The 12,855-nt window shown below is 64.4% G+C and carries 13 protein-coding genes; 5 read left to right on the forward strand and 8 right to left on the reverse strand.

What is annotated here, in order from left to right; translation table 11 throughout:
- Position 1 precedes the first annotated feature (1 nt).
- The 3 genes from sdhA to sdhC are packed head-to-tail and all read right to left on the reverse strand — an operon-like array spanning position 2 to position 2,636.
- Positions 2–1,846, reverse strand: a complete 1,845-nt coding sequence (gene sdhA / locus CYG48_RS13670; protein WP_118850880.1) for a succinate dehydrogenase flavoprotein subunit — start codon at positions 1,844–1,846, stop codon at positions 2–4.
- A 4-nt stretch (positions 1,847–1,850) separates the two neighbouring features.
- Entirely contained in the window at positions 1,851–2,231 is a 381-nt protein-coding gene (gene sdhD, locus CYG48_RS13675) for a succinate dehydrogenase, hydrophobic membrane anchor protein (protein WP_118850881.1), read from the reverse strand.
- A gap of 12 nt (positions 2,232–2,243) precedes the next feature.
- Positions 2,244–2,636 (reverse strand): succinate dehydrogenase, cytochrome b556 subunit, encoded by a 393-nt coding sequence (gene sdhC, locus CYG48_RS13680; protein ID WP_118850882.1) that lies wholly within the window; start codon positions 2,634–2,636, stop codon positions 2,244–2,246.
- A 275-nt stretch (positions 2,637–2,911) separates the two neighbouring features.
- Here sdhC and CYG48_RS13685 point away from each other — a divergent pair, with 275 nt between their 5' ends.
- Positions 2,912–3,361: a hypothetical protein gene (locus tag CYG48_RS13685; protein WP_150132729.1), complete on the forward strand. Its 450-nt coding sequence runs from the start codon at positions 2,912–2,914 to the stop codon at positions 3,359–3,361.
- Between the two features lie 1,100 nt (positions 3,362–4,461).
- On the opposite strand, the gene CYG48_RS13690 is transcribed toward CYG48_RS13685, so the two are convergent.
- The 5 genes from CYG48_RS13690 to tsaD are packed head-to-tail and all read right to left on the reverse strand — an operon-like array spanning position 4,462 to position 7,975.
- On the reverse strand, positions 4,462–5,109 hold the full coding sequence (locus CYG48_RS13690; protein ID WP_118850884.1) for a class I SAM-dependent methyltransferase: 648 nt from the start codon (positions 5,107–5,109) through the stop codon (positions 4,462–4,464).
- 8 nt (positions 5,110–5,117) lie between these two features.
- Positions 5,118–5,558: an EVE domain-containing protein gene (locus tag CYG48_RS13695; RefSeq protein WP_118850885.1), complete on the reverse strand. Its 441-nt coding sequence runs from the start codon at positions 5,556–5,558 to the stop codon at positions 5,118–5,120.
- Between the two features lie 8 nt (positions 5,559–5,566).
- Positions 5,567–5,857 carry a YciI-like protein gene (locus tag CYG48_RS13700; RefSeq protein WP_118850886.1) on the reverse strand — a complete coding sequence of 97 codons (291 nt, stop codon included), beginning with the start codon at positions 5,855–5,857 and terminating at the stop codon, positions 5,567–5,569.
- Between the two features lie 22 nt (positions 5,858–5,879).
- The gene (locus CYG48_RS13705; protein ID WP_118850887.1) at positions 5,880–6,881 is read right to left on the reverse strand and encodes an NAD(P)H-dependent glycerol-3-phosphate dehydrogenase; all 1,002 of its coding nucleotides are present in this window, start codon (positions 6,879–6,881) and stop codon (positions 5,880–5,882) included.
- The gene (gene tsaD, locus CYG48_RS13710; RefSeq protein WP_118850888.1) at positions 6,878–7,975 is read right to left on the reverse strand and encodes a tRNA (adenosine(37)-N6)-threonylcarbamoyltransferase complex transferase subunit TsaD; all 1,098 of its coding nucleotides are present in this window, start codon (positions 7,973–7,975) and stop codon (positions 6,878–6,880) included. The genes CYG48_RS13705 and tsaD overlap by 4 nt, the downstream gene beginning before the upstream one ends.
- Before the next feature lie 72 nt (positions 7,976–8,047).
- Between tsaD and hemC the strand changes: the two genes are divergently transcribed.
- The 4 genes from hemC to CYG48_RS13730 all read left to right on the forward strand — a co-directional run bounded on the left by hemC (position 8,048) and on the right by CYG48_RS13730 (position 12,854).
- Positions 8,048–8,977, forward strand: a complete 930-nt coding sequence (gene hemC, locus CYG48_RS13715) for a hydroxymethylbilane synthase (RefSeq protein ID WP_118851660.1) — start codon at positions 8,048–8,050, stop codon at positions 8,975–8,977.
- Between the two features lie 5 nt (positions 8,978–8,982).
- Positions 8,983–9,693 carry a uroporphyrinogen-III synthase gene (locus CYG48_RS13720; RefSeq protein WP_118850889.1) on the forward strand — a complete coding sequence of 237 codons (711 nt, stop codon included), beginning with the start codon at positions 8,983–8,985 and terminating at the stop codon, positions 9,691–9,693.
- Between the two features lie 90 nt (positions 9,694–9,783).
- Positions 9,784–11,178 (forward strand): COG4223 family protein, encoded by a 1,395-nt coding sequence (locus CYG48_RS13725; RefSeq protein ID WP_118850890.1) that lies wholly within the window; start codon positions 9,784–9,786, stop codon positions 11,176–11,178.
- Between the two features lie 14 nt (positions 11,179–11,192).
- Positions 11,193–12,854 (forward strand): heme biosynthesis protein HemY, encoded by a 1,662-nt coding sequence (locus CYG48_RS13730; protein WP_118850891.1) that lies wholly within the window; start codon positions 11,193–11,195, stop codon positions 12,852–12,854.
- The last annotated feature ends 1 nt before the right edge of the window (position 12,855 follow it).

The raw sequence follows: 12,855 nt of genomic DNA on the forward strand, positions 1-12,855 counted from the left end.
ATCAGTAGACGCGCGCCTTGGGCTCGATCTTGGCGGCTTCGATGCCATCCGCGATCAGCTCGGTGTGGACCGGACGGTAGTCGAGCTTCACCTCGCCCGCCTCGGAAACCCAGGCGAGCGTGTGCTTGCGCCAGTTCTCATCGTCGCGACCGCCGAACGGGCCGGACGTGTAGTCTTCGCGCGCATGCGAGCCACGGCTTTCCTTGCGCGCTTCGGCGCCGTAGACCGTGGTGATCGCGTTGGCCATCAGGTTGTGCAGCTCGAGCGTCTCGACCAGATCCGAGTTCCAGATCATCGAGCGGTCGGTCACCTGGATGTCCCTGAGCTCGCCCCAGATGGCCGACAGGCGGCGGCAACCGGATTCCAGCGACTCCTGGGTGCGGAACACGGCTGCGTCTTCCTGCATGGCACGCTGCATCTTGTCGCGCAGCACCGCCGTCGGCGTGCCGCCCTTGGCGTGACGCAGGCCGTCGAAACGGGCCATGATCTTGTCGCAGGCAGCGAGGTTGAGCGCCGGGACCGGCTCGGCGCGGTTGATCACCTCGCCGGCGCGGATGGCAGCGGCACGGCCGAAGACCACGAGGTCGATCAGCGAGTTGGAGCCGAGACGGTTTGCCCCGTGAACCGAAGCGCAGCCCGCCTCGCCCACGGCCATCAGGCCGGGAATGATGCGTTCCGGGTTTGCGCTGTCGGCGTTGAGCACTTCGCCCCAGTAGTTCGTCGGAATGCCGCCCATGTTGTAGTGCACGGTCGGCAGGACCGGGATCGGCTCGCGCGTCACGTCGACGCCCGCAAAGATCTTCGCGCTCTCGGAAATGCCCGGCAGGCGCTCGTGCAGGACGGCCGGATCCAGATGGTCGAGATGCAGGAAGATGTGGTCCTTGTTCTTGCCGACGCCGCGTCCTTCGCGGATTTCCAGCGTCATGCAGCGCGATACCACGTCACGGGAAGCCAGGTCCTTCGCCGACGGAGCGTAACGCTCCATGAAGCGCTCGCCCTCGGAGTTGACGAGATAACCGCCTTCGCCGCGCGCACCTTCGGTGATCAGGCAGCCCGAACCGTAGATGCCGGTCGGGTGGAACTGCACGAACTCCATGTCCTGCAGCGGCAGGCCGGCACGTGCCACCATCCCGCCGCCGTCGCCGGTGCAGGTATGGGCCGAGGTTGCCGAGAAATAGGCGCGGCCATAACCGCCGGTCGCCAGAACGACCATCTTCGCCGCGAAGCGATGGATGGTGCCGTCGTCGAGGTTCCAGGCCACGACGCCGGTGCAGCGGCTGCCGTCTTCCGACATGATCAGGTCGAGCGCGAAATACTCAATGAAGAATTCCGCGTTGTTCTTGAGCGACTGGCCGTAAAGCGTGTGCAGGATGGCGTGACCCGTGCGGTCAGCGGCAGCGCAGGTGCGCTGTACCGGCGGGCCGGCGCCAAAGTTCTGCATGTGGCCGCCGAACGGGCGCTGGTAGATCTTGCCTTCCTCGTTACGCGAGAAGGGCACGCCGTAGTGCTCCAGTTCGTAGACGGCCTTCGGCGCTTCCATGACCATGTACTGCATGGCGTCGACGTCGCCGAGCCAGTCGGAACCCTTCACGGTGTCGTAAAGGTGCCACTGCCAGCTGTCGGGCGTCATGTTCTGCAGCGAGGCGGCAATGCCGCCCTGTGCCGCCACGGTGTGGGAGCGGGTCGGGAAGACCTTGGTGATGCAGGCGGTCTTGAAGCCTTGTTCAGCCATGCCGAGCGTGGCGCGCAGGCCGGCGCCACCGGCGCCGACGACGATCACGTCGTAGGAATGGTCGACATAGGTATAGGCCTTGCCGTTCTGGGCGATCGGGGTCACGGATGCCATGGGATTATCCTGCAAATGCGATTTTCAGGACGGCGAAAAGACAGAGCCCGCCGACCACGAGGGAAAAGGTTGCGTTGAGGATCAGCAGTGCGACCTTCATGAACTCGGAATGGATGTAGTCCTGGATGATCTCTTCCATGCCAAGCCGCATGTGGATGATGCTGGCGATCACGGTCAGGCCGTTGATGGTCGCAACGAAGGGATTGGCAAGCGCGCTGACCACTTCAGCATAAGGCCGTCCCGCATACATGATCAGGAAGACCACATAAAACAGCATGAGGGGCACGAGCGCGAGCGAGGTCGTGCGGACGCGCCAGAAATGTTCGGTACCGCTTTTTGCCGAGCCGAGACCGCGAACCTTGGCGAGGGGAGTACGCATATCCATGAAACGATCTCCTCAGCGAACGATCAGCACGATCGCCCAGACCAGCACGGTCAGCGCGATGGAAGCCACGAGGTTGGCCTTGGCCAGCATGGTCGAGAATTCCTTCTCGAAACCGTAGCCGATATCCCACATGATGTGGCGCAGGCCGCCGAGCAGGTGGTGGAACATGGCCCAGGTATAACCGAACAGGATGATCTGGCCGATGATGGAGCCGAAGAACCAGTTGACCTGGCTGAAATAGTCCTCGCCCGAGGCCGCGGCGATCAGCCAGGCAGCGACAAGCAGCGTGCCGAAATACAGCGCACCGCCGGTAATGCGGTGGACGATCGACATCGCCATTGTCGGGATGAACTTGTAGATTTGAAGATGCGGCGACAGAGGCCGGTTATTTGTCACATTCGCCATCAGAACCTCGCGGCGTCGTATGCGGTATGGAGGGCGGGGGCCCGCAATGCAAAGAAAATGTGCATTGCATCATTGGCACGGTTTAATCGCACGCGTGTCGCGCGACAAGAACATTTCAGGTGGAAGGGCAATTTAATCGATTGTGTCTTTCTCAAGGTAAGCCGCCGAATCGGGCGGACGCGACGTTAACCATAAAATTCCAAAGATTCCGTTGCTATGGAGACCTGGCGGCACTTCGGTGTTAACCTTTGTTAACCACGTGAACGGAGTTCGCCATGATAGCGAATCGCATGAAGCCTGTTTTCGCCGCGCTGGCCCTTGCAGCAGCGCTCGGATCCTCCGTCGAGGCGGCTGACCGCCATCGCGACCGGGGCCATGGATATCATCGGGTGGAAAACAGCCGGTGGGACCGCCAGGGCGACGGCCGCCACAACCGCCCGGCTGAAATCGACCGGATGATCGGCATCAACAAATCCATCGCGCATGTCCGTCGCAAGCACCATGTCAGTGACTTCTATGGCGGGTCGGTCGCTGGCTACGATGTGCGCGGCGTCGGCCGGTATGTCTCGCGCGATCTCTACTGGGCCAGTGACATCCGCACCGGCGTGATGCCGGCGCCGAAGGCAAAGATCATCGACGTCGAAACTGAGATGGGCGGCAACGCCTTTGCGTCGCGCGCCTGCGCCTTCGAGGCCGGCGTCTGCGTCATCCGCGGCGGGAACTGAGGCCGTTCCGCTCAAGGATTGCCGCCACATCGAGCGGACCTCGGTCGGCCAGGCGGATGCCGCATAGCGGCGTGGCCGACCGTGCATGTTCGTTCACGCCGCTTGTCAGCGCTTCGGCACCCCCCCTTTGCTCGGCCGGGCATCTCCCCCTCAAGGGGGGGAGATCAGCCAGAGGCATCGGTTTCCCGACCATCGACGGCTGCGACTGGCATCATAACATTAAACCCTATGCCTCAAGCCCCGGGCCCCGGGCCCCGACCCCCGACCCTTGAGCCTGCCGATCGCATCCTCTTCCTGCTGCTCCAGGTGCAGAGGGTGGATGGAGCTTGAAGCCGGGCCACCTGTGATCTCCCCCCTTGAGCCCTGAGCCTGCCGATCGCATCCTCTTCCTGCTGCTCCAGGTGCAGGGGGTGGATGGAGATTTGAAGCCGGGCCACGTGTGATCTCCCCCCTTGAGGGGGAGATGCCCGGCAGGGCAGAGGGGGGTCATCACAACCATTACCGTACGCGACCCGTGGACATTTGCGGGGGTCGCTTGAGCCCATTCAAGCACTTAGCACGATTTTCATCCCCGCCTTTTCGCCACCCGTTATTCTGTGCCTGCTTCCGTCGCCGGAGTGTTTCGCGAGACGTTCGCGGGCAGGCGGGAGCCGGCGCTCATCCTTCAAACCGTAACGTGCGGGGAAGGGATGAGAGGTGAAAGCCATGGGAGCGGATGTGTTTTTCAGTGCCGCGCCCTATCAAGCCTCCCCCTGGTCGCCAGGCCAGGTTCGGTTGAGCCGTGCAAGTGTTCCTGAATATCGGGGCACGCAGCGAGGCGAGGCGCTCACCTGTAGGGACCGGAAGTCCCGAAAAAACGCCGAAGGCCACGCGAATGCGGAGCCACAGAATTACATTTAAGAGAGGTTTCGCATTCGCGTGCGCTCTCCGTTATTTGACATAACCCGGCGGGAGACCGCGCGGGGATAAAAGCCTTGCGGCATCCTCGGCGCCCTCCCTCTCCCCTGGTGGGAGAGGTTACAAAATCATGATCTTGGCGTCAGCTAAGTCATAGATTTTGTTGGTGAGGGGGTCGCACTTCCGCACCTCAGCAACAATCCCTAGCCCACGAAGCGCCAGACGGTGGTGCGCTTGACCTCGCTGTCCTCGAGTGCCCGCGTCACCGGCACCTGGTAGACGGCAAGTTCCTCCAGCCGGTCCCTGGGGCAATAGCTGCGCCCGGGATCGCCCACCAGCACCAGCTTGCCCTCCCCGGCCAGCCGCGAAAACCACGGGATCAGCGCCGCGGCAAAATCCTTGTCGTAGAACACGTCGCCGGCCAGCAGCACATCGGCATCGGTGGCGGCGCCGATCTGGTTGTCGCCCGTGAACCGAACCTCGACGCGATTTTCGGCCGCGTTCAGCGCCACCGCCGTCTGCGCCCAGGGGTCGATATCAGCCGCCAGGACACCGGCCGCGCCGGCGCGTTTGGCCGCAATCGCCACAAGCCCGGAGCCGCTGGCGAAATCCAGAATCCGCTTGCCCGCCACCATGTCCGGATGGTCCAGCACGTAGCGCGCCAGCCCCTGCCCGCCCGCCCAGGCAAAGGCCCAGAACGGCGGCGGCAGCCCGATCCGCTCCAGGTCCTCCTCGGTCTTCAGCCAGAGTTCATGCGCCTCGGTCGCCAGATGCAGCCGGATTTCCGGCACATGCGGCGGGCACATGAGATCGGTGTTGTCGAGGATGAACGTCCGCGGATCGGTCTTCAAGACAGTCTTCAGTCGGTCGACTTGGGCGGGTTGTCGATGCCGCCCAGCCGGCAGATCTCGAAATATTCCTCGTCCGTCACCGGCTGCACCGAAAGCCGCATCGAGGTGACGAGCGACATCTTCTCGAACTTCGGGTTCGCCTTGATCTCCTTCAACGTCACGGGTTTGGGCATGTCCATCACGGCCCGGATGTCGACGCAGTCCCACTTCGGATCGCCGTTCGCCGTCGAATCCGGATGCGACAGCGCACACACCTCGACGATGCCGACAATCTCCAGCCCCTCGTTGGAGTGGTAGAAGAAGCCCTTGTCGCCGATCTTCATCGCCCGCATGTTGTTGCGCGCCAGGTAGTTGCGCACGCCCGTCCACTCGGTGCCTTTTTCGCCGGCCGCCTTTTGCTGCTCCCAAGACCAGGCCGAGGGTTCGGATTTATAAAGCCAATAGGCCATCTGCTGTCTTACTCCGGCTTGTTGAAGACCCAGTTCCAGGGCTTCACCTCGACCTTCTCGAACAGGCCCGCGAGGTAATAGGGATCGGCTTCGGCGATCATGCGGGCTGCGGCCATGTCATCGGCTTCCACCACCACCAGGCTGCCGTTCGGCTTGCCTTCGTCATCCAGGAACGGGCCGGCAAACTTCAGCGTGCCCTCCGCATCGAGCTTGTTGAGGTGCTCGACATGCTGGGGACGCGTGTCCATGCGGACATTGAGATGCCCGGGCTTGTCGGTGCAGAGGAAGGCAAACAACATGGTCTTGCTCCTTGGGTAACGGTTATTCAGTGGTGATCGGTCGGTTCATCAACTGCTGCATCGCCGTCATGACATCGAGCCGCCCGTCGATGATATCGGCAACGGCGCGGGTGATCGGCAGGTCGATGCCATGATCGTCGCCAAGCCGGGCAGCGACGGAAGCGGCAAAGGCGCCTTCGACCAGTGTGCCGCCGCTCGCCTGCGCCAGGTCGCCACGTCCAAGCGAGATGCCGAAGCGGAGATTGCGCGACTGGTGGCTGGTGCCGGTAAGCACGAGGTCGCCGAGGCCGGAGAGCCCGCGCACCGTGTCGGCCCTGCCGCCCATCGCCTGAACGAGCCGCGACATCTCGGCCAGTCCGCGCGAGATCAGCGCCGCCCGGGCGGATTCGCCCAATCCGGCGCCTTCCACGATGCCGCAGGCGATCGCCAGCACGTTCTTGAGCGCCCCGCCAAGCTGGGTGCCAATCCGGTCCGACGACGGATAAATCCTGAAGGTGCGGCCGGACATGGCAAACGCGAGCCGTTCGGCGAGCGCCGCATCCTGGGCAGCAACCACCATGGCGGTCGGCAGGCCGCGTGCCATATCGGCCGCAAAACCCGGACCGGATAGCGCAGCGACAGGGTGACGCGGCAGTTCCGCCTCAAGCAGATCGGTGAGGAGCCGGCCTGAGGCGCGATCAATCCCTTTCGCGCAGGTCACCACGACGGCGTCATCGGCAAGATAGGGACCGTAATAGCGTGCCGCGTCACCTTGCGCCTGCGACGGCATGGCAAACAGGACGAGGCTGGCCTCGGCAATGGCATCGGGCTCCGCGGAAAACTGCAGCGCATCCGGAAGCGGCACGCCGGGAAGAGCGGCATCATGCACTCGGTCGTCGCGCAGGTCGCTCATCAGGGCCATGTTGCGACCGACCAGCGTCACCGGGTAACGGTTTTCGAGCGCCATCACCGCGGCAAGCGCGGTCCCGAAAGCGCCGGCGCCGATCACGGCAATGCGTTCGCCAGGCTGCCTTGCGGCACTCATGCCTTGGCGCCCCGTTTGCCGGAGCCGAGAAGCGTCTGCGCGTGGCTGTCGAGCGGCCAGCGCGAACGCGGCGCCACGTCGAGCCCATCAGTCGGCATGTCTTCGGCGAGACGCTCCAGCCCTGCCCAGGCAATCATCGCCGCATTGTCAGTGCAGAGCCTGAGCGGCGGCGCAATGAAGCGGAAGCCGTTTTCGATGCAAAGCGCCTGCAGCGTGCGGCGAATTTCCTGGTTGGCGGCAACGCCACCCGCGACCACCAGCGCCGGATCCACGTCCAGCGCGCCGAACTCCGCCTTGAAGCGGAGAAGTCCGCGGCCGATGCGGTCGCGCAGTGTCCGCGAGATCGCCTTCTGGAACGAGGCGCAGATATCGGCCACATCCTGTTCGGACAGCGGAGCGATCTCGGTTGCCGCCTGCCGCACCGCAGTCTTCAGGCCGGAGAAGGAGAAGTCGAGCCGCGCTTCGCCAACCAGCGGTCGCGGCAGCGAGAAACGATCCGGATTCCCGGTTTGCGCAGCCTTCTCGACCGCCGGCCCGCCGGGATAAGGCAGGCCAAGCAACTTGGCCGTCTTGTCGAAGGCTTCGCCGAGCGCATCATCAATGGTGGTGCCCCAGCGCTCGTATTCGCCAACGCCACGCACCAGCACGAGCTGCGTATGGCCGCCGGACACGAGCAGCATGAGGTAAGGGAAGGAGAGCCCGTCCGTCAGCCGCGCCGTCAGCGCATGGCCTTCGAGGTGGTTGATCGCCATCAGCGGCTTGCCAGTCGCACGCGCGATGGCCTTCGCCGTCATCAAACCAACGATCAGGCCGCCAATCAGCCCGGGACCGGAGGTCGCCGCGACGGCATCGATGTCGCTCAGCGAGACATTGGCGCGAACCAGCGCTTCCTCGACCAGTCCGTCAAGCGCCTCGACATGCGCGCGCGCTGCAATCTCCGGCACGACGCCGCCATAGGCACTGTGCTCGTCGAGCTGCGAAAGCACGACATCCGACAGGATCTCGCCGCGTCCGTCTTCATGGCGCACGACCACCGCCGCGGCGGTTTCGTCGCAGCTTGATTCTATCCCGAGGATGCGAAGAAAGGTCGCCATGTACTATCGCTCGTTGCGAGCTCGGATAAACGGGTTTACGGAGAACCCTCCGGTAACAATGGAATGACCGATATGCAAACAAAACCTTTCCGGATCGGAACACGCGGCAGCCCGCTGGCGCTCGCCCAGGCGGCTGAAACACGCGCACGACTGATGGCCGCGCATGACCTTCCGGAGGAGATGTTCGAGATCGTCATCCTCTCGACAACCGGCGACCGCGTCGTCGACAGGTCGTTGAGCGAGATCGGCGGCAAGGGTCTCTTTACGCTGGAGCTCGAAGAACAGCTCGCGTCCGGCGACCTCGATTTTGCCGTTCATTCCTCCAAGGACATGCCGACCAGGTTGCCGGACGGGCTTTACATCTCGGCCTACCTGCCGCGTGAAGATTTCCGTGACGCCCTGATCGGGCGAACGGCGCCGACCCTGACCGCGCTGCCGGACGGCGCCGTCGTCGGCACCGCGTCGCTGCGCCGCCAGGCGCTCATCCGCCGCATCCGTCCGGACATCCAGGTCACCATCTTCCGCGGCTCCGTCGGAACGCGCCTTCGCAAGCTGAACGAAGGCCATGTCGATGCGACGCTCCTTGCTTATGCCGGGCTGAAGCGGCTTGCCCGCGAAGAAGTGATTACCGAACTTCTCGACCCCACCACTTTCCCGCCGGCCCCGGCACAAGGTGCGATCTGCATCGAAAGCCGTGTCGGCGACGCCCGGATCGACGCCCTGCTCGACCCGATCAACCACCGGCCGACCTTCGACGCCGTGTCCTGCGAACGCGCATTCCTCGCCGCACTCGACGGATCCTGCCGCACGCCTATCGCCGGTTACACAGTTCTCGACGATGAGAGGCTGAAATTTTCCGGACTGATCCTTACCCCCGACGGGAAGAAGGAACATTCGATCGAGGTCGATGGCAAGCGCGCGGATGCCGAAACACTTGGGCGCCAGGCCGGCGAGGCCGTGCGCGCCGCCGCCGGGACGGAATTTTTCGAAGGCTGGGCCTGACGCGGATGCGGGTTCTCGTCACCCGCCCCGCCGTTTCCGCCACACGCACGGCAGAACGCCTGCGTGCCCTCGGCCACGAACCCGTGTTCCTGCCGCTGACGGAAGCGGCCCACGCGCCCGATGTCGCGCTCGGCGCGCTGCAAAAGCCATACGCCGCGCTTGCGATGACCAGCGCCGAAGCGGCCCGGGCGCTGGACCCCATCGCCGCCAACCTGACGGAGTACTTCACCAAGAGGCTCTATGCCGTCGGTCCTGCAACCGCCCGGGCTGCGTCTGACCTCGGCTTCCGCGACATCCGCACCGGGCCCGGCACCGGCCTTGGACTGGCGGAATTGATGGCCGGCGAGGCGCGCGATCCCACCTTCCCGCTGCTTTACCTCACCGGCCGCCCCCGCTCCTCGCGATTCGAAGATCGCCTGCTCGCCGAGGGACTGGCCGTGGACGTAGCGGAGATCTACGAGATGCGCGCCATCGCGCATGAACCAGAGCAGGTTGCTGCGGCCCTGCTCTCCCCGCCTGTCGATGCCGTGCTTCTGTATTCCCGCGAGAGTGCATCCCACTTCGCCCGGCTTGCCGAAAACCTGCTGCCGTCGCTGCCAAAGCTGCAGTGGCTGTGCATCAGCGCCAATGTCGCCGAGGCGGTTCCCGCCACTCATCACGCAAATATCAGGACAGCCGTCTCCCCTGATGAAGACGGGTTGATGTGCCTCCTTTAGTCGCGGAGAAGAGGCAAAATCCGACGGGCCCCTTTCTTTCCAGTGGAGCCCCCACTAGTTTCTCCCAAAGGCATGCGAAAAGAGGTCGAGATGGTATCGGACAAGCCACCCCGCCGATCAAAACGAGAAAAAGAACCGGTCACGATCGACCTGACTCCGGAAGAAACTTCCCCGGTTGCCGAGCCCACCCGCTCCATCGACGCTGACGAACCGCTGACGGCGGCCGAGCAGGGTGGTGATGAGACTGAAAAGCCCGCCCCCGACACCGCGACCGCCGAGCCGCTCGCAGACCCTGTGATCGAAGAGACCGTCGAACCGATCGAGGGTGCGGCCGCATCGCAGGACGACACGGTTGTTGCCTCTCCTGCAGATGAACCGCCGGCGGAAGCAGCGTTGGGAGAGCATCCACCACTGGACGAGCCGCCGGTGGATCAGCCGCCGGTAGACGAGCCGAAGGCGGACGAGACTGCGGCTGCAGCCGAGCCAGAGGAACCTGCGAAGCCGGCAACTTGGGCCTCCGAGCCTGCGCCGATTACCCCGGCGAAACAGAAAACCTCCCCTGCCACCTCGACCCTGATTGCCTCGGGCATCTTTGGTGGCATCGTGGCGCTGCTGCTTGCCGGCAGCATGCAATATGCCGGTTATATCCCTGGCGCGAGCCGTACCACCCCGGTCGACACCTCCGGTCTCAGTGCCGAGATCGACGCCCTCCGCCAGGAGGTTGCGGCGCTGAAGGACCGGCCTGCACCGGAGCCGGCACAGGCGGCCGCCGCCGACCCGCAGCTTGAACAGCGTCTTGCTGCGCTGGAAGCCAATGCCGGAAACGAGAGCGGTGGCAACGAAGAGGTTATCAACGCGCTGCGCCAGGAACTCGCCCAGTTGAAGAGCCAGGTGGAAGCAAGCCAGGGCAATGCGGCCGAGCTTCAACAGCGGGTGGATGCCGCGGAAGCCAAGCTGAACGATCCCGGTCCCGAACAGCAGGCCGCGCGCGCCGTGGCCGCTGCGGCCCTCAAGTCTGCCATTGATCGCGGCAGTTCCTTCGAGGCCGAACTGGAAACCTACGCCAACGTCGCCGGCGACGATGCAGCCGTGGCTGACCTGCGCGATTTCGCGACCTCCGGCGTTCCTTCCCGCGATGATCTGCAGCGCGAGTTTTCCGCTGCGGCCGATGCCATGCTGGAAGCTTCCGCCCAGCCTGATCCCGACCAGGGTGTCGCGAGCCGGCTGTTCTCCTCGGCCATGTCCGTGGTCAAGGTGCGCCGCGTCGGTGATGTCGAAGGCGACACGCCGGACGCTGCGGTGGCGCGCATGGAAGATGCCGTTCGTAAGGGCGATCTCCAGGCTGCCGCGCGCGAATGGGACAAGCTGCCCGAGCCCGCCAAGGCCGCGTCCCAGGAGTACAAGAAAAAGCTCGATGCACGCCTGCAGGTCGAAACCCTCGTTGATGGCGCCTTGACGCGCGCTGTTGCCGAAACCAAAGGCTGAGGACGAAAAAGCGGATGGTCAGACTTTTCATTTTCCTTCTCGTCGTCCTCGGTTTGGGATGGGGTTTCGCCTGGCTCGCAGATCGGCCGGGGCTGATTTCGATCACCTGGCAGGACCACCTGATCGAGACGAGCCTGATGGTGGCCGCCACGGCTCTGGTTGCCGTCATCGGCGCGGTTATGCTGCTCTGGTGGATCATCGGCGTCATCTGGACATCGCCGCATTCGGTGCGCCGTTATTTCAGGAGCCGCAAGCGTGACCGTGGTTACCAGGCTCTGTCGACCGGCCTGATCGCCGCCGGCGCCGGCAATGCCATCCTCGCCCGCAAGATGAGCCTGCGCACGCGTGGCCTTCTGTCTGCCGACCAGGAACCGCTCATCCATCTTCTCGATGCGCAGGCGCTGCTGATCGAGGGCAAGCATGACGAGGCGCGCCAGAAGTTCGAGCGAATGTCGGAGGATCCGGAAACCCGCGAGCTGGGTCTTCGGGGGCTTTACATGGAAGCACGCCGGCTGGGCGCCAATGAAGCAGCGCGTCAGTATGCCGAGAAGGCCGTCGAGCATGCGCCCTATCTGGCCTGGGCCGCGCAGGCGACGCTCGAATCCCGCAGCCAGGCTGGCCGCTGGGATGATGCCATCCGCCTGCTCGACCAGCAGCGCGCCGGCAGCGTCATCGACAAGCCGCAGGCCGACCGCCTGAAGGCCGTGCTGCTGACGGCCAAGGCCGACGATCGCCTCGAAGGCGATCCGAAGGGTGCGCGCGACGATGCGATGGCGGCCCTGAAGCTTGCCAAGGATCTTGTGCCGGCGGCCGTCATCGCCGCCAAGGCATTGTTGCGCGAAGACAATGTTCGCAAGGCAGCCTCGGTTCTGGACGGCGTCTGGAAGCTCAATCCGCATCCGGAGATTGCCCGCACCTATGTCCGCGCCCGCAGCGGCGACAGCACGCTCGACCGGCTGAAGCGTGCCGAGAAGCTCGAAGCCATGCGGCCGAACAATGTAGAGTCCCTGCTGGCGGTGGCGCAGGCCGCGCTTGATGCGCAGGATTTCAAGAAGGCGCGCGCCAAGGCGGAAGCTGCCGCACGCATGCAGCCGCGGGAATCGGTCTTCCTGCTTCTGGCCGATATCGAGGACGCAGATACGGGGGACCAGGGTCGCGTGCGGCACTGGATGGCCCAGGCGCTTCGGGCACCGCGTGATCCGGCCTGGGTCGCCGATGGTTTTGTTTCCGAGAAGTGGTTGCCGCTGTCGCCGGTCACCGGCAGGCTCGACGCCTTCGAATGGAAGGTACCCTTCGGGCAGCTCGAAGGACCGGTCGAAGACGGTTCGGTCGTTGGCGACCAGGCGATTGCAACGCTGCCGCCGGTCAGCCGGCAGAGCGATGTCGCGCCTGAACGGCAGGAGCGGGTCGCTGCCGAGCCGGCGAGCCAGCCGGATAGCGAGCGGCCGAAGCCGATCCTGGTGGAAGTCCCGGCCACGCCCGCTGGAACACAGCGCGCTAATGGAGGCGAAGCTGTTGCAGCAAAGACAACAGCGCCCACAAATGCGCCGGAACCGGCCGAAAAACCGCCGCAAACTGGCGAAGAACCGGTTCCATTTTTCGGCCATCCGCCAGATGATCCCGGCGTGAAGGATCCAAACGCTGCGGAGTCTCGAACGAGGCTCCGGCTCTTCTAAA

This window comes from Neorhizobium sp. SOG26, from assembly GCF_003491345.1.
GTDB classification, from domain to species: Bacteria; Pseudomonadota; Alphaproteobacteria; order Rhizobiales; family Rhizobiaceae; genus Neorhizobium; species Neorhizobium turbinariae.